The sequence below is a fragment of the Nocardioides ochotonae genome, assembly GCF_011420305.2.
Classification (GTDB): Bacteria; Actinomycetota; Actinomycetes; order Propionibacteriales; family Nocardioidaceae; genus Nocardioides; species Nocardioides ochotonae.
The window spans coordinates 778,491-798,479 of record NZ_CP061769.1 but is presented as its reverse complement, the minus strand read 5'-3'; the positions used below and the strand labels follow the sequence as shown (position 1 = coordinate 798,479).

Sequence of the window (19,989 nt, the reverse complement as noted above, 5' to 3'; positions counted from 1 at the left end):
GCGAGGATGGGCCCGTGGACACCGGGACTCTCGAGATCGTGCCGACCGAGCGGGCGGGGTCGTTCGTGCTGCGCCTCGACGGGCACGAGCAGTCCCACGTCGACCTCGAGGACCCGACCCGGCTGGCCTTCGACTACGTACGACGCATCGGCGACGTGCTCGACGCGTGCGCGCCGGCGGGTGAGCCGGTGCGGGTGGTGCACGTGGGCGGGGCGGCGATGACGCTGCCGCGCTACGTGGCGGCGACCCGGCCGCGGTCGGCGCAGATCGTGCTCGAGCCGGCCGTGCACGTGACCGAGCGGGTGCGCGCGGAGCTGCCGCTGCCGGCGCGCAGCGGGATCAAGGTGCGCCCGGTGGACGGCCGCACGGGCCTGGCGGCGCTGCGCCCGGAGAGCGCCGACGTCATCGTCGTCGACGCGTACGCCGAGGGGCGCGTGCCGGGTGACCTGGTCACCCGCGAGGCCGCGGCGGTGGCGGCGGAGGTGCTCGGCGCGCAGGGCCTGCTGCTGCTCAACCTCGCCGACCGGGCGCCGTTCGCGTGGACCCGGCGGGTGGTGGCGGCGGTGCGCGAGAGCCTGCCGCGGCTGATGCTGAGCGCCGAGCCGGCGACGCTGCGGGGCCGGCGCGGGGGCAACCTGCTGCTCGTCGCCTCGCGCGGGCCGGTGCCGCTGGAGGAGCTGGCCCGACGCGCGGCGAGCTCGCCGGCGCCGTACCGCGTGCTGGACGCGGGGCAGGTGAGCGACTCCTTCGGCGGCGGCCGGCCGTTCACCGACGCCGACGCGGAGCCCTCACCCGTCCCCTGAGTGCGTCAGCGGCGCGCGGTGCCCGCGAACCAGGAGTCGGTCCAGATCTTCGCCGCCTGCACGCGCTTGCCGGTCGACGGCGCGTGGATGATGCGGCGCTTGCCGTCCTTGACGCCGGTGAAGATGCCGACGTGGTAGACGCGGCCGCCGTTGTGGAAGAAGACCAGGTCGCCGCGGCGCATCTTCGAGCGCGAGATCCGCTTGGCCCAGCCGGCCTGCGCCGAGGAGGTCCGCGGGATCCCCTTGATGCCCGCCTTGCGGAAGGCATAGCTGGTCAGCCCGGAGCAGTCGAAGGCGTCGGGCCCGGTGGCGCCGTAGCGGTAGCGGTCGCCGATCTGGTTGCGCGCGACGGAGATCGCCTTGCCGATGCGACGCTCCTGCTTCTTGCGCGCGGCGGGCTTCTTGCTGGCGGCGGGCGCCACAGCCTGCAGGGTCACGCCGGAGGCGGCCTCGGCGGGCGGGGTCGGCGCGACCCCGAGCAGGGTGACGGCGAGGGCGCCGGCGCCGACGACGCGGGCCGCGAGTCGTACGGCGTGGCGCAGCGGGCCGGTCATGCGGCGGGGTTCCGCGGTGGTGGGACCGGTGGTGGGGGTGGTCGAGTGCATGGGCTGTCCTTCCCACGCCTGTGAGGTGAGCTGTCGGGCTCGGGCTTGGAAGGTGCCCGGCCACCCGCGGGTGGCTTCGCCCCGAGCGGTCCGTGGACCGCGTGGAGAGGTGGGTCCCCCACTCCTGCCCCGGCGGCGCGCGCACCGTCCGACTTCCGGCGCAGGCGGCGGGCAGGACTCGGCGTACCGCTGCGTCGGCGACCTGGGCTCAGGTCAAGGCATCGACGGTACGTCCGACGGGGGGCGAGGTCCAGTTCAGCGCAACCACCAGCCCCGACTCACGCAACCACGAGGGCCGGCTCGGCGAGGGGGTCAGTGCGGGACGGGGCAGCCTGGGGTGGGGGTCTGGGCGGGGAAGGTGCCGAGGTCGGCGACGCGGAAGCCGTCGGGGTAGCTGCGGATCCAGGGCAGGTCGGCGATCCGCTTGGGGTCGCGGCGCACCGGGAACGCCCGCAGGAGTACGCCGCGGGCGCGCAGCAGGCCGCGCGAGAGCGCCTCGACCCGGGGCGCGGGGGCGTCGTAGCCGAACGCCTCGCGCAGCGGCTGGTCCATCAGCGAGCGGCTGAACACCTCGACCGCCCGGGAGGCGACCGAGGGGTGGAAGGTGAGCAGCAGCGCGAGCGTGGCGTCGGCGACGCGGCGCCCGCCCTCGTCGAAGGCGAAGTGCTCGGCCTCGTAGGTGTCCATCAGGCGCGCGAACCCGTCGTAGCTGTCCGGGATGTCGGGGATCGCCAGGTGCCGGCCGAGCTCGCGGTAGTAGTTCACCGACGCGCGCAGCTCCACGTCGCTCAGCGGCCGCTTGCCGTAGTCGTCGAGCCAGCGCTTCGGGACCACCACGAAGGTGCTGAGCACGTAGCGCATCTCGTGGTCGGGGATGTCGTAGGAGCGGTGCATCTGGTTGATCCGCCGGATCGCCGCGCGCGCCTCGGGGTCCTCGAAGCCGCGGCCGAACGGCACCTCGAGCAGCAGCGCCGTGTCGTCGTAGCGCTTCTGGGTGTTGCCCGTGAACTCCCCGGTGCGGTCGAGCAGCCGGCCGATCCCGGGCACCGCGTAGGTGCGGAACAGCGCGAAGCTCAGCGCCTGGTTCATGTCCCAGGGGAACTCCTGCATCGCGACGTTGCGATAGATCTCGACGTACTGCGTCTCGGGGTCCATCGCGTCGTTGGTACGGCGCCAGTGCGTGCGCGCGACGCCGCCGAAGCGGGTGCCGCGGATCCGGATGCCGCCGCTCGTCTCGGTCGGGCCAGCCATGCCGGCCAACCTAGAGCAGCTCGGGCGGCAGGGGAACGGCTCAGAGCGGCGGGCGCGCGCCCTCGAGGCGGAAGCCGACGCCGCGGACCGCGACCACCTTGTCGGTGACGCCGACGCTCTCGAGCTTCTGGCGCAGCCGGCCGATCGTGACGTCGAGGGTCTTGGTCGAGCCGTACCAGTTCTCGTCCCACACGTCGGCCATCAGCCGGCCGCGGGAGACCACCTTGTCGCGGTTGGCGGCCAGGATCGACAAGACGTCGAACTCCTTGCCGGTCAGCGCCACCTCCTCGGTGCCGGCGTAGACCCGCCGGGCCGCGACGTCCACGCGCAGCGCGCCCTGCCCGCTGTCCTCGGTCCCGAAGCCGGTGCCGGCGGTACGGCGCAGCAGCGCCCGGATGCGGGCGTGCAGCTCGGCCAGGGCGAACGGCTTGGCGAGGTAGTCGTCGGCGCCGTAGTCGAGCCCGACCACGCGGTCCATCTCGCTGGCCCGGGCGGTGAGGATCAGGATCGCCCCGAGGTACCCCGCCTCGCGGGACTTGCGGCAGACCTCGAGCCCGTCGAGGTCGGGCAGGCCGAGGTCGAGCAGCAGCACGTCGGAGGGATCGGAGGCCAGGATCTCCAGCGCCCGGAGACCGGTGTCGACCCACTCCACGACGTACCCCTCACGCTCGAGCGTGCGGACGAGCGGATAGGCGATGTCCTCTTCGTCTTCGACGACGAGAACGCGCGGGGCCATGGCCGAAGCATAGGGCCCGGCGTCCCCCGGAAACTCGATGTTGCAGACTCAGGCCGGACTCGTCGCCCACGTGTAGGCGATCTCCACGTCCTCGGTCGGCCCCTCCCCCGCCGCGTGGTCGCGGGCCACGGTGAAGGTGAGGGTGGTGTCGCCCCCGCCCGGCAGCAGCCCGAGGTCCTGGGCGTAGTCACCGAGACCCCCGAGCGGGCCGGCGTACACCTGACGCCCGTCCTGGGAGATCGAGACCTCGAGCGGCTCCGCGCCGAAGGGCGTCTCCTCGCCGTGCTCGACGAGGGTCAGCCGCGCTGGCTGCGAGGTGTCGTTGGCGATGGTCAGGTCGCGGGTGACCTGCTCCCCCGGCTCCAGCTCGCTCACCACCAGCGTCGCGTGTCGGGTGTCGGCGACCGGCTCCAGGCGCACCCCGTCGGCGGCCCCGACCGTCACGCCCGGCCCGCCGAGGCCGAGGACCACCAGCGCCGCCCCACCCAGCGCCGCGGCGACCACCAGCACCCGTCGCGAGGAGCTGCTCCTGCGGGACGTCGGCGCCATCGGGCGGTCCTTCCGGGTCGGTGGCTGCGTGGCGTGCCCACGCTAGGAGCGCCCCTCTCTCCTGCGCCCCACGCCGACACCACGCGTCCCCTACGGGGCGGTAACATCGCCGGCCGCCGCGCGGCGGCCGGCCCGTCGCGCCTCGGATCGACAGGTCAGCCGAACAGGTCGCCGTGCTCCGCGACCCGCTCGAGCACCTCGCCGAACAGGAACTGGCCCAGGCCCTCGGGGTCCTCGGCGCCGGCCTCGACCTCCTCCCAGGTCACCGGCGTCGCCACCGTCGGCCGCTCCTTCCCGCGCAGCGAGTACGGCGAGATGGTGGTCTTGGAGCCGGCGTTCTGCGACCAGTCGAGGAACACCTTGCCGCCACGGCGCGACTTGGTCATCGTCGCGGTCACCCGGTCGGGGTGGGCGCGCTGGAGCTCCTCGGCGATCTCCTTGGCCAGCGCGGTGGCGTCCTCCGAGGGCAGCCGGCGCGGCAGGTCGGCGTACAGGTGCAGGCCCTTGCTGCCGCTGGTGACCGGCCGACCCTCCAGCCCCCGGTCCTCGAGGTGCTCGCGCACCAGCAGCGCGACCTGGCAGCACTCGTGCAGCCCGGCCGGCTCGCCGGGGTCGAGGTCGATGACGAGGCGGTCGGCGTTGCGCGGGCGCCCGTTGCGCCCGACCCTCCACTGGTGCACGTGCAGCTCCAGCGCGGCCAGGTTGACCAGCCAGGTGAGCGTGGCCAGGTCGCCCGCGACCGGGAAGACGAGCGTGTCGCCGTGTCGCGAGCTGCCGCGCGAGCCGGTGGTCGGCACCTTGACGGTGCGCACCCACGACGGGGTGCCGGGCGGGGTGTTCTTCTCGAAGAAGCTGCCGTCCTGCACGCCGTGCGGCCACCGGATCCGGGTGACCGCGCGGTCGGCGAGGTGCGGCAAGAGCACCGGCGCGATCTGGGCGTAGTAGTGCAGCACCTCCCCCTTGGTGGTGCCGGTGCGCGGGTAGAGCACCTTGTCGAGGCTGCTGATGGTCAGCGTGCGCCCGTCGACCTCGACGCGCACCTCCTGCCGGTCGCGTGCGGGGCTCACAGGTCCTCCGGGGACAGGTCACTGCGCACCCCTTGGTACGACGGCTGGCGCAGCCGCTGGGCACGCGAGGTGTGGTGGGTGTCGACGTCGACGACGAGCACCGGGTCGACCCAGACGGTGCCGCGGGCGTCGATGCGCGGCACCTCGTCGTCGAAGGGGCTGTCGGTGCGGGCGTGCCCGGCGAGCAACTCGGCGAGCTGGCGGCCCACCTTGGCCCCGATGCCGCTGCCGACCCGGCCCCGATAGAGCAGCCCCTCCTCGCTCGGCTCCCCCACCAGGAGCGCGGCGAGCCGGTCGCTGGTGCCCTCCTGCGGGCGCCAGCCGCCGACCACGTAGGAGTGCCGGTGGCGGTGAGCCAGCTTGCGCCAGTGCGGGCTGCGCTGGCCGAAGACGTAGCGGGAGTCGCGGCGCTTGCTCACCACGCCCTCGAGGCCCTGGGCGAGCGTCGCCTCGTGGAGCATCGCGCCGTCGTCGTACGACGCGGGCGCCTGCCAGGAGCCGAGGTCGCCCGCCTCGGCGAGCCCGGCGAGCAGCTCGCGGCGCCGCTCGAGCGGCTCGTCGACGAGCTCGCGGCCGTCGAGGCGGAGCAGGTCGAAGACCATGAAGGTCGCCGGGATGCTGGTGGCCAAGCGCGCGGCGCTGGTCGCGCGGCGCACGTGCATGCGGTCCTGGAGCACCCGGAAGTCCGGCAGCCCCTGCTCGTTGAGGGCGATGATCTCGCCGTCCACGAGCAGGTCCCGCCCCGCCTCCGGACCGTTGCCCACGACGTCGGGCCAGGCGATGGTGACGTCGTTGTCGTTGCGGCTGGTCAGCCGCGGCCCGTCCGCACCACTCCCGAGATCGGCCAGGATTCGCACCCCGTCCCACTTCACCTCGTGCGACCATGCGTCCCCGGTCGGGACCCGGTCGGTCTTCGTGGCGAGCATCGGGCGCATGCGGTCATCTTGACGTATCGCCCCAGCACCCTGAGCCCGCGTCGCGAATTGCCCTAAATCGACTGACTTAGATGAGAATGATCCGGCCCACCCGGGCACTCTCGAAGGGGGACACGTGGAGCAGACCTACGCCGTGATCGGCGCCGGACCCAGCGGCCTGGCCGGCGCGCGCAACCTGCAGCGCCAGGGGCTGGCGTGGGAGGGCTACGAGCTCGGCCCGGGCGTCGGCGGGCTGTGGGACATCGACGCCCCGCGCAGCACGGTCTATGAGTCCGCGCACCTGATCTCCTCCAAGCGCACCACCGAGTTCCGCGAGTTCCCGATGCGCGCCGAGGTGGCCGACTACCCCTCGCACCGCGAGCTGCTCGCCTACTTCCGCGACTTCGCCGACCACTTCGACCTCACCCGCGGCTTCCGCTTCCACACCGAGGTCACCGCCGTCACCCCGCACCCCGACGGCGGCCTGGTGGTCACCAGCACCGGCCCCGAGGGCGAGCGGGAGGTCCACCACGCCGGCGTGCTGGTCGCCAACGGCACCCTCAGCGAGCCGAACGTCCCGACCCTGCCCGGCAGCTTCGACGGCGAGCTGCTGCACACCAGCGCCTACAAGCGCGCCCAGGTCTTCGCCGGCAAGCGGGTGCTGGTGATCGGCGCCGGCAACTCCGGCTGCGACATCGCCGTGGACGCGGTGCACCACGCCGCCTCAGTCGACCTCTCGGTGCGCCGCGGCTACCACTTCGTCCCGAAGTACGTCCTGGGCCGCCCCTCCGACACCCTCAACCAGGGCCGCCCGCTGCCGCCGCGGCTCAAGCAGGCGATCGACTCCCGGCTGCTCAAGCTGTTCACCGGCGACCCGGTGCGCTTCGGGCTCCCTCGCCCCGACCACAAGATCTATGAGTCGCACCCGGTGGTGAACTCCCTGGTGCTGCACCACCTCGGCCACGGCGACATCACCGTGCGCCCCGACGTGGCGCGCCTCGACGGCGACGGGGTGTGCTTCAAGGACGGCTCGCGCGCGGCGTACGACCTGGTGGTGCTGGCGACCGGCTACCGGCTGCACTACCCGTTCCTGGACCCCGCGCTGCTGCGCTGGGCCGGGCCCGGCACCGCGCCGGACCTCTACCTCAACATCTTCTCCCCCGCCCACCCCGACCTGTTCGTGCTCGGCATGATCGAGGCCTCCGGCATCGGCTGGCAGGGCCGCTACGAGCAGGCCGAGCTGGTCGCGGCGTACCTGAGGGCGCGCCGCGAGGACCCGGCGGCCGCGGCGGCGCTCGACGCCCGGGCCGCCGGCCCGCGCCCCGACCTGTCCGGCGGCTACCGCTACCTCGGGCTGGAGCGGATGGCCTACTACGTCAACAAGGACGCCTACCGCTCCGCGGTGCGCGCCGAGACCGAGTCGCTGGTCGAGTCATGGGGAGCGCGCGCATGAACCCGACCCTCACGGTGCTGGCCACCGACGTGGACAACATCCGGATCGCCTTCGAGGAGGGGTCGCTGACGACGCTGAAGATCGTGATCGGCGCGATCCTCTTCGGCATCGCCCTGGACACCCGGCTCTCCGACTTCGCGGCCGCCGTACGCCGGCCCGTGGTGATCGCGATCGGCGTGGTCGCGCAGTTCCTGCTGCTGCCGGCCCTCACCTTCGCGCTCACGCTGCTGCTCGACGTGCGCGGCTCGGTGGCGCTCGGCATGATCCTGGTCGCCTGCTGCCCGCCCGGCAACGTCTCCAACATCCTCACCCACCGCGCCGGCGGCGACGTCGCGCTGTCGGTGTCGATGACCGCGATCGGCAACGTGCTGGCGATCTTCCTGATGCCGATCAACATGGCGTTCTGGGGCTCGCTGCACCCCACCGGCGACGCGCTGCTGCGCGACATCGACCTCTCCGCGCTCGACATGCTCACCGAGATCTCGTTCGTGATCGGCGTCCCGTTCGTCGCCGGCATCACCATCGCCCGGCTCTGGCCGCGCGTCGCCGCGGTGGGGCACCGGATCATCGGGCCGCTGTCGTTCCTCGCCCTCGGCGGCGTGATCCTCATCGGGGTCACCAACAACTGGGGCATCTTCGTGGACTACATCGGCATCGTGCTGCTCGCGGTGTTCCTCCACGACGCGCTCGCGCTGCTGCTGGGCTACGGCATCGCCCGGGCCACCCGGCTGCCACTGCCCAGCACCCAGGCGATGACCTTCGAGGTCGGCATCCGCAACGCCGGGCTCGGGCTGCTGCTGGTGTTCACCTACTTCGACGGCCTCGGCGGGATGGCGCTGGTCGCCGCCTGGTGGGGCATCTGGGACATCATCGCCGGGCTCGCCGTCGCCCAGTGGTGGCGCACCCGCAGCACCCGTCGTACGAGCGAGCTGGAGGCCGCATGAGCACCCCGACCACTCCCCTCTCGGTGCTGGTCACCGGCGGCAGCGGCTTCCTCGGCTCCTCGGTCGTGCGCGGCCTGGCCGAGGCCGGGCACCGGGTCACCAGCGCCGACCTGCGGCTGCCCGCCGCCCCGGTCCCCGGCGTCGACCACGTGGTCCTCGACGTGACCGACGGCGCCGGGGTGCTCGCCGGTGTCAAGGAGGCCTCCCCCGACGTCGTGGTGCACCTCGCCTCGATCGTGACCCCGGGCAAGGACTCCTCGCGCGAGCGGGAGCGGGCCGTGGACGTCGACGGCGCGCGCCACGTGCTCGACGCCTGCCTCGCCGCGGGGGTACGCCGCGTCGTGGTCTCCTCCAGCGGCGCGGCGTACGGCTACCACCCCGACAACGGCGCGGCCCACGGCGGCTGGCTCACCGAGGACGACCCGGTGCGCGGCAACGTGGAGTTCGCCTACAGCGACCACAAGCGCCAGGTCGAGGAGATGCTCGCCGACCTGCGCGAGACCCACCCCGAGCTCGAGCAGGTGGTGCTGCGCATCGGCACGATCCTCGGCGAGCGCGTCGACAACCAGATCACCGCGCTCTTCGAGAAGCGCCGGCTGCTGAAGATCCGCGGCTCGGACTCGCCCTTCGTGTTCATCTGGGACACCGACGTCGTGGCGATCATCGAGCGCGCCGTCACCGGCCCGGTCACCGGCATCTTCAACGTCGCCGGCGACGGGGCGCTGAGCATCGACGAGATCGCCGCGCGGCTCGGGCGCCCGGTGCTGGCCGTGCCCGAGCCGCTGATCCGCGCCGCCCTCACCGTCGGGCGCCGCCTCGGGCTCACGGCGTACGGCCCGGAGCAGACGCGGTTCCTGCGCTACCGCCCGGTGCTGGCCAACGGCCGCCTCAAGGAGGTCTTCGGCTACGTCCCCTCGCGCACCTCGGCCGAGGCGTTCGAGGCGTGGCGGATGCGTCGATCGGGCTGAGTGCGGATACTGAGGACGCATGCGAGCGATCTGGAAGGGCGCGGTCTCCTTCGGCCTGGTCAGCGTGCCGGTGAAGTTGTACGCCGCCACGGAGTCCCACGACGTGTCGTTCCGGCAGGTCCATGCCAAGGACGGCGGGCGGATCCGCTACCAGCGGACCTGCTCCATCGACGGCGAGGAGGTGCCCTACGCCGACATCGCCAAGGGCTACGAGACCGAGGACGGCGAGATGGTCGTCCTCGACGACGCCGATCTCGCCGAGCTGCCCTCGACCTCCTCGCGGGAGATCTCGGTGGAGAAGTTCGTGCCGAGCGAGCAGATCGATCCGATGCTGTTCGAGAAGTCCTACTACCTGGAGCCGGAGAAGTCGGGGGCGAAGCCGTACGCCCTGCTGCGCCAGGCCCTGCTCGAGGCCGACCGGATGGCGGTGGTGACCGTCGCGCTGCGCCAGCGCACGTCCGTGGCGGTGCTGCGGGTGCGCGCCGACGTGATCGTCCTGCAGACGATGATGTGGCCCGACGAGGTCCGCACCCCCGACTTCAACGTCAACGGCGGCGAGGCCAAGCCCGCCGAGGTCAAGATGGCCACGATGCTCGTCGAGACGCTGGCCGGCGACTTCGACCCCGCCGACTACGAGGACGACTACGCCGAGGCGGTCGAGGCCCTGGTCAAGGCGAAGGTCGAGGGCGGCGAGGTGCGGCGCACGCCCACCTCGACCAAGTCCTCCGGCGAGGTGGTCGACCTGCTGGCCGCCCTGCAGCGCTCGGTCGACGCCGCGAAGAAGGGCCGCGGCGAAGAGGCTGAGGACGAGGCGGGCGACGAGGACGCTGGGGAGCCGGAGAAGAAGACGACGCGCAAGGCCCCCGCCAAGAAGACCGCCGCGACGAAGAAGAGCCCCGCGAAGAAGGCGGCGAAGCCCGCTGCCAAGACGGCGAGCAAGACGGCCGCCAAGAAGACGACGAAGAAGGCCACCCGCAAGGCCAGCTGAGGTCAGTGCTGCTGGACGGTGATGTCGAGGTCGGCGGGGGCGGTGCGGTAGACGACGACCGCGACCGCGAGCATCACCAGGCCGCCGATCACCCCGGTCGTGGCCAGCGAGTCGGTGAACGCCTCGGCGGCCCGGGTCGCGAGCCCGGGCAGGTCCGCGGCGTCGGCCACGGCGACCGCGCCGCCGAGGGAGTCCTCGGCCTGCGCCTCCAGGTCGGCCGGCAACCCGGCCGCCCGGAGGTCCGCGGTGTCGAGGCGGGACCGGTAGACCACCGCGGCGAGGCTGCCGAGCACCGCGACGCCGAGGACCGTGCCGAGGTCGTAGGCGGTCTCCTCGGCGGCGGCGGCGCTGCCGGCGCGCTCGGGCGGGGAGCCGGCCATGATCATCGCCGAGGCGATCGCCAGCGACCCGGCACCCGCCCCCACCAGCGCCATCGAGAGCGCCGCCGTGAGGTAGGTGAGGTCGCCCGGGACGACGCCGAGGGCGACCGCTCCGAGGCCGGCCACCGCGAGCCCGCCGGACAGCACCAGCCGGGCCCCGATCCGCTTGGCGAGCGCGGGTGCCAGCAGCGAGGCGACCAGCCCACCGCCGGCGATCGGCAGCAGGTGGACGCCGGCGGCGAGCGGCGAGTGCCCCTCGACCAGCTGGAGCCACTGGGCCAGCAGGAGCAGCAGGGCCGCCATCGCGAACATCGCGGCCAGCGCCGCGACGACACCGGCGGTGAAGGAGCGCCCGGCGAACAGGCGTACGTCGAACAGCGGCGACTCGGCGCGCAGGCAGCGTCGTACGAACGCGACGAGCAGCGCGAGCGCGGCCGCCAGGACCATCCAGCCCAGCGGGTCGAGCAGGCTGGTCTCCTCGGCGAACCGCTTGACCGCCCAGACCAGCCCGACCATGCCGCCGACCGAGAGCAGCGTGGCCACCAGGTCCCACGGACCCGGGTGCGGGTCGCGGGCCTCGGGCAGGATGAGCGCCCCCGCGAGGATCGCGCCGAGCATCAGCGGGACGTTGACCAGGAACGCCGCGTGCCAGGAGAAGTGCTCCAGCAGGGCGCCGCCGACGATCGGGCCGACGGCCGCCCCGATCGCGGAGACCCCCGCCCACACGCCCAGCGCGGTCGCCCGCTCCCCCGGGTCGGTGAAGATCGAGCGCAGCAGCGACAGCGTGGTCGGCATGATCATCGCGCCGCCGACGCCGAGCAGCGCCCGCGCGGCGATCACCTCCGCCGGGCTGTCGACCAGCAGCACCGCGGCGGACGCTCCGCCGAACACCGCGAAGCCGGCGAGCAGCACCAGCCGGCGTCCCCACCGATCGGCCAGGGCGCTCATCGAGATCAGCAGCCCGGCGAGCGCCAGGGAGTAGACGTCGACGATCCACAGCTGCTCCGTGGCCGACGGGCGCAGGTCGGCGGCGAGGTCGGGCAGCGCCACGTTGAGGATCGTGAGGTCCATCGTGACCACGAGCAGGCTGGCCGAGAGCACCGCGAGGGAGGCCCAGCGGCGGGCCGTGGACACCTCGGCCGTCGCGGTGGCGGGTGCGGTCGGCGGGCTCTGGGGCAACGGAGGTCCTGGCGTCGGTGGGTCTGGGGGGGTCTGGGCGGGCTGGGGGCGCCGGGACGAAGTATCCCAGCCGGGCGATGAGTCAGCGCCCCGGCGCGGGTCCGTAGAGGCAGCATCCCCCGTCCCCAGGAGCCCACGATGCACACCACCCCGACCGCCGGCGAGCCCAGCTGGATCGAGCTGTTCACCTCCGACACCGACCAGGCCCGCCGCTTCTACGGCGAGATCCTCGGGTGGCGCGCCGGTGAGGCCAGCGAGGAGTTCGACGGCTACTTCATGTTCTTCCACGACGGCCTGCCGGTGGCCGGCTGCATGGACAACGCCGGGGGCTCGATGGGCCCGGCCGCCTGGTCGGTCTACCTGCACAGCGACGACCTCGCGGCGACGCTGGAGCGGGCGACCGCCCACGGCGCGACGGTGGAGGCGGGCCCGATGCAGGTCGGCGACGCCGGGCACATGGGCTTCCTCACCGACCCCCAGGGCCACGGCATCGGCGTGTGGCAGCCGCTGTCGCACCCGGGGTTCTCGGCGATCTCCGAGGACGGCGCGCCGGCCTGGTTCGAGCTGGCCACCGCCCGCTACCCGGACTCCTCGGACTTCTACCGCGACACCTTCGACTGGGACCTGCACACCGTGAGCGACACCGAGGACTTCCGCTACGCCACCGTCGGCAGGAGCCAGGAGGCCCGGGTAGGGATCATGGACGCCACCGCCGAGGACCAGGACCCGGGATGGCGGGTCTACCTGCAGGTCCCCGACGCCGACACGGCCGCCGCCCGGACCACCGAGCTCGGCGGCCGCGTCCTCACCGCGCCCCAGGACACGCCGTACGGACGCATGTGCGCGATCGCCGACCCCGCCGGCGCGGCGCTGACGATCCTGGGGCCGTTGCGCGGCTGAGCCGCGCCCCTCGCGCGCGGGCGCGCTGAGCGGTAGCGTCACTTGCGTCACGCGGCCTCCGGGAGACCGGTGTGGTGCAGCTGTCCAGACCACCTGCGACCCGACCAATCCAAGTTCCCGCACGGCTCCGAACCTGGAAGACCGGCGCAGGACGCACCTCGCCGGGCGACACAACAGGTGACACGAGCGGGAGGAAGCGCCGGTGGAGCGACCCAACGAGGCGGCCGCGGAGCCCGAGCCGGGGATGGTCGAGGACCTCGTCGTCCTCGTCGACGACGACGGCGCGCCCTGCGGGACCGCGCCCCGCGCCACCGTGCACACCGAGGACACCCCCCTGCACCTGGCGTTCTCCTGCTACGTCCGCGACGACGCGGGCCGGCTGCTGCTCACCCGCCGCGCGGTCACCAAGCGCACCTGGCCCGGCGTGTGGACCAACTCCTTCTGCGGCCATCAGCGCCCCGGCGAGGAGCTGACCGACACGATCCACCGCTACGCCGCCCACGAGCTCGGGCTGGAGGTCGTCGACCTCGAGCAGGTCGTGCCGGACTTCCGCTACCGCGCGGTCGATGCCAGCGGGCTCGTCGAGAACGAGATCTGTCCGGTGTGGACGGCGCGCACCTCCGGCACTCCCGCTCCGAACCCCGCCGAGGTCGAGGAGACCCGTTGGATCAGCGACACCGAGCTGCGCGCGGCACTCGACGCCGCGCCGTGGGCGCTCAGCCCCTGGCTCGCGCTCCAGGTGCCGCGGCTGGACGCGGCCGGCTGGGCCTCGGCGGTGCCCCGATGACCGGCAAGCGGACGACCGGCGCCACGACCCTCGAGCGTCGCGTCGCACCGGACCCGCTCGACCCGCCCCCCGGGACCGCGCTGCTGGCGGCCGCCCTGTTCGACGCCGGCCGCGGCGGCAAGCGCTTCCGCCCGCGGCTGGTCCACGCGGTCCACGACCTGCTCGGTGGCGTCGCCGGCGCCGCGGTGCCCCAGGTCGCCGAGGCCGTGGAGCTGCTGCACACCGCGTTCGTGGTCCACGACGACGTCATCGACGGCGACGACGTACGCCGCGGGCGCGCGAGCACGCCGGGGTCCTTCCGCCGCGAGGCGACCGACGCCGGCGCCTCCCCCGAGGCGGCCGCGACCTATGCGGTCGCCGGCGCGGTCCTCACCGGCGACCTCGCCCTGGCCGGGTCGCTGCGGGCGGTGGCCACGGCCCCGCTCGAGCCCGCCGTCGTACGCCGGCTGCTCGACCTGCTCGACCACGCGATCCGGGTCTCCGCCGCCGGCGAGCTCGCCGACGTCCGGCACTCCCTCGGCCTGGCCGAGCCCACGCTGGCGGAGGTCCTCGCCGTGGCCGAGCACAAGACGGCCGTCTACTCCTTCCAGCTGCCCATGCAGGCAGGCGCCGTGCTGGCCGGCGCCGACCCGGCCGTCATCGACGGCCTGGGCGAGGTCGGGCGCCGGCTCGGTGTCGCCTTCCAGCTCCTCGACGACCTGCTCGGGGTCTTCGGCGACCCGCGCGAGACCGGCAAGAGCAACCTCGGCGACCTGCGCGAGGGCAAGCGCACCCCGCTGGTCGTGCACGCCCGCTCCACCGCCGCCTGGCCGCAGGTGCAGCGCCACCTCGGTGACGCCGCGCTCGGCCCCGACGACGCCGCCCGGGTGCGCGACGCGCTCGAGGCCGGTGGCTCGCGGGCCTTCGTCACCGACCTGGTCGCCGCGCATGTCGACGCCGCCGTGGCCTGCACCGCCGGGCTGGACGTCCCACCGGACCTGCTGGACTGGGTGCGCGACCTCGCCGCCCGGATCGGCCGGGGCACCGCATGAGCGCCGTCGAGCCCCGCCCCGAGCCGAGCGCCGAGCCGCCCCCCGACGGCCCCCACCTGCTCTACGACCAGGTCGCCGAGGCCAGTGCGGCGCTGGTGATCGAGCGCTACTCCAGCTCCTTCGGCCTCGCCAGCCGGCTGCTCGCCGAGCCGGTCCGCACCCAGGTGCGCAACGTCTATGCGCTGGTCCGGGTCGCCGACGAGGTCGTCGACGCACCGCGCCCCGACTCCACCCGCGCCCAGCAGGCCCACGTCCTCGACGAGCTGGAGGCCGAGGTCCGCGTGGCCCTGGTGCGCGGACACAGCAGCAACCTGGTCGTCCACGCCTTCGCCCGCACCGCCCGCCGGTGCGGCATCGGCCACGACCTCATCGACCCGTTCTTCGCCTCGATGCGCACCGACCTGTTCCGCGCCGAGCACGACCAGGCGAGCTTCGATCGCTACGTCTACGGCTCGGCCGAGGTGATCGGGCTGATGTGCCTGCGCGCGTTCCTCGCCGAGGAGCCCGAGCCCGACACGGCGTACGACGCGCTGGCCGGCGGCGCCCAGCGCCTCGGCGCGGCCTTCCAGAAGGTCAACTTCCTGCGCGACCTGGCCACCGACGACGGGTTGCTGGGACGCAGCTACTTCCCCGGCGTGGACCCGGCGCGGCTCGACGATGCGACCCGCGACCGGCTGCTCGACGACATCGACGCCGACCTCGCGGCCGCCGCGGCGGTGATCCCCGACCTGCCGCCCAGCAGCCGGCGCGCCGTCAGCGTCGCCCACGGGCTCTTCGCCGAGCTCGCCGCCCGGCTGCGGCGTACGCCGGCAAGTGAGATCCGCGCCCGCCGGGTGCGGGTCCCCGGGCCGGTCAAGGCCCGCATCGCCGCCCGCTGCCTGCTGCGGGGCCCCCGATGAGGGCCGCGCACCGCGGCGCCGCCACCGCCACCCCGCCCGGCACCGCCGTCGTCATCGGCGGCGGGATCAGCGGGCTGGCCACGGCCGCCCTGCTGGCCCACGAGGGCTGGTCGGTCGACCTGCTCGAGCGCCAGGACGTCGTCGGCGGCCGCGCGGGTCGCTGGGAGGTCGACGGCTACCGCTTCGACACCGGCCCGTCGTGGTACCTGATGCCCGAGGTCTTCGACCACTTCTTCGAGCTGCTCGGCACCTCCACGGCCGAGCAGCTCGACCTCGTCACCCTCGACCCGGGCTACCGGGTCTTCTTCGAGGGCCGCGAGCAGCCCCTCGACCTGCGCCGCGAGCGGGCGGCCAACGAGGCGCTCTTCGAGTCTGTCGAGCCGGGCGGCGGGGCCGCGCTGTCGGCGTACCTCGACTCCGCCCAGCATGTCTACGAGCTGGCGGTGCAGCGCTTCCTCTACACCAGCTTCGACTCCCCCACCACCATGCTCAACGCCGAGGTGCTGCGCAACGGACCGCGACTCTCCTCGCTGCTGACCCGGTCGCTGGAGTCCCACGTCGGGGCCCGCTTCGACGACGAGCGGCTGCGCCAGGTGCTCGGCTACCCGGCGGTCTTCCTCGGCACCTCCCCCGAGCGCGCGCCCAGCATGTACCACCTGATGAGCTGGATGGACCTCGCCGACGGCGTGCGCTACCCGCAGGGCGGGTTCACCACGATCATCGACGCGATCGCGCGGCTGGCCGCCGCGCGCGGCGCCCGGCTGCGCACCGGGTGCACCGTCGAGGCGGTCCGCACCACCCGCAGCGGGCGCTCGGCCCGGGTCGAGGGGGTCCGCTACGTCGATGCCGACGGCGCGCGGCACGACCTGGACGCCGACCTGGTCGTGGGCGCCGCCGACCTGCACCACCTGGAGACCCGGCTGCTGCCGCGCGACCTGCAGACCTTCCCCGAGTCGTGGTGGCGCCGCCGTGACCCGGGGCCGGGCGGCGTGCTCGCGCTGCTGGGCGTCGACGGCGAGCTGCCCGAGCTCGCCCACCACTCGCTGTTCTTCACCCGTGACTGGCGGCGCAACTTCGACGACATCTTCGGCTCCGCCCGGCAGGTCCCGGACCCGGCGTCGCTCTACGTGTGCCGGCCCTCCGCGACCGACCCGAGCGTGGCGCCCGCGGGCAAGGAGAACCTCTTCGTGCTGATCCCCGTGCCGGCCGACACCGGCATCGGTCGCGGTGGCCTCGACGGCGCCGGCGACCCGGGGGTCGAGAAGGCCGTCGATGCCGCGATCGCCGAGATCGGCTCCTGGGCCGGCGTGTCGGACCTCGCCTCGCGGGTCGAGGTTCGCCGTACGATCGGGCCGGCCGACTTCGCGGCCGACCTCAACTCCTGGAGCGGCGGAATGCTCGGCCCCGGCCACACCCTCAAGCAGAGCGCGTTCTTCCGCGCCGCCAACGTCTCGCGCAAGGTGGAGGGCCTGGTGTACGCCGGCTACGCCACCCGCCCCGGCGTCGGTCTGCCCATGTGCCTGATCAGCGCCGAGCTGGTGCTCAAGCGGCTGCGGGGAGACACCTCCCCCGGGCCGTCGCTGGTCGCGGGCGCAGGACGGGGCGCATGAGCCTGGCGTACCTGGCGTCGATCATCGTCTCGGGGTTCTGCATGGGCCTGGTCGACCACCGCTGGAAGCTGTTCGTCTTCGACCGGCCCCGTCGCGCGCTCGTGCTGCTCGCGGTCGGGCTGGTCTACTTCCTCGCCTGGGACCTGGTGGCGATCGGCCTGGAGATCTACCACCGCGGCGAGTCGGAGGCCATGACCGGTATCGAGGTGGCTCCCGAGCTGCCGCTGGAGGAGCTCTTCTTCATCGTGTTCCTGTGCTACGTGACGATGGTGCTGCACGGGTTGTTCCGGATGCTGCTGGGCTCCCTGAGCAGCGGGGACCGCGGGCAGCGGGAGGCGCTGCGATGACCTACGTGCTCGTCTCCTCCGCGTTCGTCGCGGTGACCCTCGCGGTGCTCGCCGTCGCTGCGGTCGTGGGACGTCCGGACCGGCGCTGGTGGGCCGCGACCGGCCTCACCCTGGCCGCGCTGATGGTGCTGACCGCCGTCTTCGACAACCTGATGATCGCGGTGGACCTGTTCGGCTACGTCGACGACCAGATCTCCGGGCTCAAGATCGGCCTCGCCCCGATCGAGGACTTCGCCTGGCCGGTGGCGGCCGTCGCCGGCCTGCCCGCGCTCGCGCTGCTGGTGGACCGGGTGCTCGACCGGCCCGATCGGTCCGATCGGCCTGCTCGGTGAGCGCCTGGGGCCAGGTCCTCGCGTCGTCACGACCGCTGAGCTGGATCAACACCGCCTACCCGTTCGCCGCGGCGTACCTGCTCGCCGGCGGGCGCCCCGACGGCGCCGCCGAGTGGTGGGTCCTGGTGCTGGGGACGCTGTGGTTCCTGGTGCCGTACAACCTGCTGATGTACGGGGTGAACGACGTCTTCGACTATGAGTCCGACATCCGCAACCCGCGCAAGGGCGGGGTCGAGGGGGTCGTGCTCGACCGCGGCGTGCACCGGCGCACGATCTGGGCGGCGGTGCTCTCGAACCTGCCGTTCGTGGTGGCGCTGGTCGCGCTCGGCGACCTCGCCTCGACCGCGGTGCTGGCGGTGAGCGTGTTCGCGGTGGTCGCCTACTCCGCGCCGGGGCTGCGGTTCAAGGAGCGCCCGTTCCTGGACTCGATCACCTCGAGCACCCACTTCGTCTCCCCTGCCGTCTTCGGGCTGGCGATCAGCGGGGCCTCGCTCGACGCGACCTCGTTCGCGGCGCTGGCCGGGTTCTTCCTGTGGGGCATGGGCTCGCACGCCTTCGGTGCGGTGCAGGACATCGAGGCCGACCGGGCCGGCGGGATCGGCTCGGTCGGGACCGTCATGGGTGCCTCGACGACCACCTGGTTCGCGCTCGGCTGCTACGTCGTGGCCGGGCTGCTGCTGCTCACCCTGCCGTGGCCGGCCTCCCTGTCGGCGCTGCTGGTGCTGCCCTACGTCGCCAACGTCGCGCCGTACGTGCGCCTGAGCGACGCGGAGTGCGAGCGCGCGAACGCCGGGTGGCGCCGGTTCCTGTGGCTGAACTTCCTGAGCGGGTTCCTCGTCACGCAGCTGTTCTTGTGGATGACGATCGGCTGGTAGCCCGGTCGCGGTCGAACCGGTCGCGCCAACGCAGCCACGGCGGCTGGTCGGCCCAGTTGACGCGCAGCGTGCGGACGGCGCGGTCCAGGCGGCGGCGCAGCTGGGCGAGGCCGTGCAGCGAGCGCGCGGAGACGCCCACGTCGAGGCTGGGGTCGAGGCGGATGCGGGCGTGCGGGCCGAGCACGAAGGCGAGGTCGAGGTCGTCGTGCAGCTCGGCGTCGTCGCGGTGCACGCGGTCGCGCACGCGCTCCCAGGCCGAGCGGCGCAGCGCCATGCTGGAGCCCCACAGCGCGGTGTGGCCGAGCGCGAGGTGGCACAGCGCGTAGTAGGCCCCGAGGTAGACCAGCGCCACCGGGCGGCCGAGCAGCGGGGGCAGGTCGTAGAACCTGCCGGTCCCGGTCGCCGCGTCCAGGCGGGGGTCGGCCATCCGGCGCCCGATCCGCGAGACCCAGGTCCGCCCGGGCCGTGAGTCGGCGTCCAGCCGGGCGATGACGTCGCCGCGCGCCGCGTCGTACCCGGTCGCGGCCGCCTGCGGGATGCCGGGCGTCGCCTCGTGCACCACCCGGGCGCCGTGGCGGCCGGCGACCTCCGCGGTCTCGTCGGTGGAGGCGTTGTCGACCACGATCACCTCGTACGCCGCGACGCTCTGACGGGCCAGCAACGTCAGGCAGCGCTCGAGGGCGGCGGCGTCGTCGCGGGCGGGGATGACCACCGACACGCTGGGGTGGCGCGGGTGCGGCCGCGCCGGGGGTCTTCTCATGGCCGAGATCCTGCTCGTGGCCCGGCGGCGTCACGCACGAGGGTGTCGCTCAGCAGGACGGCGCCGGCGACGGCGGCGCCCACCAGGCCGGAGACCAGGTCGCCGAGGGTGTCCTCGTAGCCGACCTGGATCCGGTCGTCGGCCAGGAGATGGCCGGCCCACTCCAGTACCTCCCACACGAGCGCGAGCGCGGTGCCCACGCCGGTCGCCACCACGACCCGGCCTGCGCGCGACACCTCGACGGGCAGCATCGCGACCCGCACCATCACGACGTACGCGACCACGGCGATGAGCCCGGTCGCCGCGGCGTGCACGACGGTGTCCAGCCAGGCGAAGCGCAGGTAGAGGTCGAGGACCGCCGCCCACGCGCCCAGCAGCAGCACCGAGGAGTAGGTGACGTCGAGGGACGTCGGCGTGCCGAGGGCGCGCGGGATCATCGTGCCGCCCAGCACCAGCATGAACAGCGCGAAGCCCACGAAGCCCCATCCACTCGCGCCCGCCACCACGCTCACCAGCGCGACCGCGCGCAGCAGGTCCCCCACCACCCAGCGTGGCGCGGACACAGCGTCGGGCTCCGCAGTCGTCGTCACCGCGCCAAGGTACCCACGTCG

22 protein-coding genes and 1 riboswitch are annotated in these 19,989 nt (G+C 73.7%); of the genes, 13 read left to right on the top strand and 9 right to left on the bottom strand.

The window, feature by feature from the left end:
• Positions 1-14: 14 nt before the first annotated feature.
• Entirely contained in the window at positions 15-803 is a 789-nt protein-coding gene (locus HBO46_RS03920) for a spermidine synthase (protein ID WP_224769362.1), read from the top strand.
• Positions 804-808: 5 nt separating this feature from the next.
• Here HBO46_RS03920 and HBO46_RS03915 read toward each other — a convergent pair whose 3' ends face one another.
• From HBO46_RS03915 to ligD (HBO46_RS03890), 6 genes are all read right to left on the bottom strand, one after another.
• The gene (locus HBO46_RS03915; RefSeq protein ID WP_166136538.1) at positions 809-1,408 is read right to left on the bottom strand and encodes a C40 family peptidase; all 600 of its coding nucleotides are present in this window, start codon (positions 1,406-1,408) and stop codon (positions 809-811) included.
• A 6-nt stretch (positions 1,409-1,414) separates the two neighbouring features.
• Positions 1,415-1,543, bottom strand: a riboswitch (cyclic di-AMP (ydaO/yuaA leader).
• 177 nt (positions 1,544-1,720) lie between these two features.
• Positions 1,721-2,659: an oxygenase MpaB family protein gene (locus HBO46_RS03910; RefSeq protein WP_166136541.1), complete on the bottom strand. Its 939-nt coding sequence runs from the start codon at positions 2,657-2,659 to the stop codon at positions 1,721-1,723.
• A gap of 40 nt (positions 2,660-2,699) precedes the next feature.
• Complete coding sequence (locus HBO46_RS03905) at positions 2,700-3,395, bottom strand: response regulator transcription factor (protein ID WP_166136544.1); 696 nt, start codon at positions 3,393-3,395, stop codon at positions 2,700-2,702.
• A gap of 48 nt (positions 3,396-3,443) precedes the next feature.
• Positions 3,444-3,944 (bottom strand): hypothetical protein, encoded by a 501-nt coding sequence (locus HBO46_RS03900; protein WP_166136547.1) that lies wholly within the window; start codon positions 3,942-3,944, stop codon positions 3,444-3,446.
• Between the two features lie 155 nt (positions 3,945-4,099).
• Positions 4,100-5,011 carry a non-homologous end-joining DNA ligase gene (gene ligD / locus HBO46_RS03895; RefSeq protein ID WP_166136550.1) on the bottom strand — a complete coding sequence of 304 codons (912 nt, stop codon included), beginning with the start codon at positions 5,009-5,011 and terminating at the stop codon, positions 4,100-4,102.
• The gene (gene ligD, locus HBO46_RS03890) at positions 5,008-5,946 is read right to left on the bottom strand and encodes a non-homologous end-joining DNA ligase (RefSeq protein ID WP_166136553.1); all 939 of its coding nucleotides are present in this window, start codon (positions 5,944-5,946) and stop codon (positions 5,008-5,010) included. The genes ligD (HBO46_RS03895) and ligD (HBO46_RS03890) overlap by 4 nt, the downstream gene beginning before the upstream one ends.
• A gap of 115 nt (positions 5,947-6,061) precedes the next feature.
• Here ligD (HBO46_RS03890) and HBO46_RS03885 point away from each other — a divergent pair, with 115 nt between their 5' ends.
• From HBO46_RS03885 to ku, 4 genes are read left to right on the top strand one after another with little or no spacing between them, the layout of a single operon-like run.
• On the top strand, positions 6,062-7,378 hold the full coding sequence (locus tag HBO46_RS03885) for a flavin-containing monooxygenase (RefSeq protein ID WP_207949896.1): 1,317 nt from the start codon (positions 6,062-6,064) through the stop codon (positions 7,376-7,378).
• Positions 7,375-8,322, top strand: a complete 948-nt coding sequence (locus HBO46_RS03880; RefSeq protein WP_166136556.1) for a bile acid:sodium symporter family protein — start codon at positions 7,375-7,377, stop codon at positions 8,320-8,322. The genes HBO46_RS03885 and HBO46_RS03880 overlap by 4 nt, the downstream gene beginning before the upstream one ends.
• Positions 8,319-9,290, top strand: a complete 972-nt coding sequence (locus HBO46_RS03875; RefSeq protein ID WP_166136558.1) for an SDR family oxidoreductase — start codon at positions 8,319-8,321, stop codon at positions 9,288-9,290. The genes HBO46_RS03880 and HBO46_RS03875 overlap by 4 nt, the downstream gene beginning before the upstream one ends.
• 19 nt (positions 9,291-9,309) lie before the next feature.
• A complete protein-coding gene (ku, locus tag HBO46_RS03870; protein WP_166136561.1) occupies positions 9,310-10,278 on the top strand; it encodes a non-homologous end joining protein Ku in 969 nt (322 codons plus the stop codon).
• Positions 10,279-10,280: 2 nt separating this feature from the next.
• Here the strand turns inward: ku and HBO46_RS03865 are convergent, their stop codons facing one another.
• Positions 10,281-11,837, bottom strand: coding sequence for an MFS transporter (locus tag HBO46_RS03865; RefSeq protein ID WP_166136563.1), 1,557 nt, complete (start codon positions 11,835-11,837; stop codon positions 10,281-10,283).
• Positions 11,838-11,975: 138 nt separating this feature from the next.
• Between HBO46_RS03865 and HBO46_RS03860 the strand changes: the two genes are divergently transcribed.
• From HBO46_RS03860 to HBO46_RS03825, 8 genes are all read left to right on the top strand, one after another.
• Positions 11,976-12,737: a VOC family protein gene (locus HBO46_RS03860; protein WP_166136566.1), complete on the top strand. Its 762-nt coding sequence runs from the start codon at positions 11,976-11,978 to the stop codon at positions 12,735-12,737.
• Positions 12,738-12,981: 244 nt separating this feature from the next.
• Positions 12,982-13,524, top strand: coding sequence for an isopentenyl-diphosphate Delta-isomerase (gene idi / locus HBO46_RS03855; protein ID WP_166137731.1), 543 nt, complete (start codon positions 12,982-12,984; stop codon positions 13,522-13,524).
• Positions 13,521-14,555, top strand: a complete 1,035-nt coding sequence (locus tag HBO46_RS03850; RefSeq protein ID WP_166136569.1) for a polyprenyl synthetase family protein — start codon at positions 13,521-13,523, stop codon at positions 14,553-14,555. The genes idi and HBO46_RS03850 overlap by 4 nt, the downstream gene beginning before the upstream one ends.
• The gene (locus tag HBO46_RS03845; protein ID WP_166136572.1) at positions 14,552-15,454 is read left to right on the top strand and encodes a phytoene/squalene synthase family protein; all 903 of its coding nucleotides are present in this window, start codon (positions 14,552-14,554) and stop codon (positions 15,452-15,454) included. The genes HBO46_RS03850 and HBO46_RS03845 overlap by 4 nt, the downstream gene beginning before the upstream one ends.
• On the top strand, positions 15,451-17,064 hold the full coding sequence (gene crtI, locus HBO46_RS03840) for a phytoene desaturase family protein (RefSeq protein ID WP_166136575.1): 1,614 nt from the start codon (positions 15,451-15,453) through the stop codon (positions 17,062-17,064). Before HBO46_RS03845 ends, crtI begins: the two co-directional genes overlap by 4 nt.
• Positions 17,061-17,411, top strand: coding sequence for a lycopene cyclase domain-containing protein (locus HBO46_RS03835; RefSeq protein WP_166136578.1), 351 nt, complete (start codon positions 17,061-17,063; stop codon positions 17,409-17,411). Before crtI ends, HBO46_RS03835 begins: the two co-directional genes overlap by 4 nt.
• Complete coding sequence (locus HBO46_RS03830) at positions 17,408-17,743, top strand: lycopene cyclase domain-containing protein (RefSeq protein WP_166136581.1); 336 nt, start codon at positions 17,408-17,410, stop codon at positions 17,741-17,743. The genes HBO46_RS03835 and HBO46_RS03830 overlap by 4 nt, the downstream gene beginning before the upstream one ends.
• The gene (locus tag HBO46_RS03825; protein WP_166136583.1) at positions 17,740-18,618 is read left to right on the top strand and encodes a prenyltransferase; all 879 of its coding nucleotides are present in this window, start codon (positions 17,740-17,742) and stop codon (positions 18,616-18,618) included. Before HBO46_RS03830 ends, HBO46_RS03825 begins: the two co-directional genes overlap by 4 nt.
• Here HBO46_RS03825 and HBO46_RS03820 read toward each other — a convergent pair.
• Together HBO46_RS03820 and HBO46_RS03815 are read right to left on the bottom strand one after the other, a co-directional pair.
• Positions 18,581-19,378, bottom strand: a complete 798-nt coding sequence (locus HBO46_RS03820; protein WP_166136586.1) for a glycosyltransferase — start codon at positions 19,376-19,378, stop codon at positions 18,581-18,583. The two genes, HBO46_RS03825 and HBO46_RS03820, sit on opposite strands and share 38 nt — an antisense overlap.
• Entirely contained in the window at positions 19,375-19,968 is a 594-nt protein-coding gene (locus HBO46_RS03815; RefSeq protein ID WP_207949895.1) for a hypothetical protein, read from the bottom strand. The genes HBO46_RS03820 and HBO46_RS03815 overlap by 4 nt, the downstream gene beginning before the upstream one ends.
• Positions 19,969-19,989: the final 21 nt, after the last annotated feature.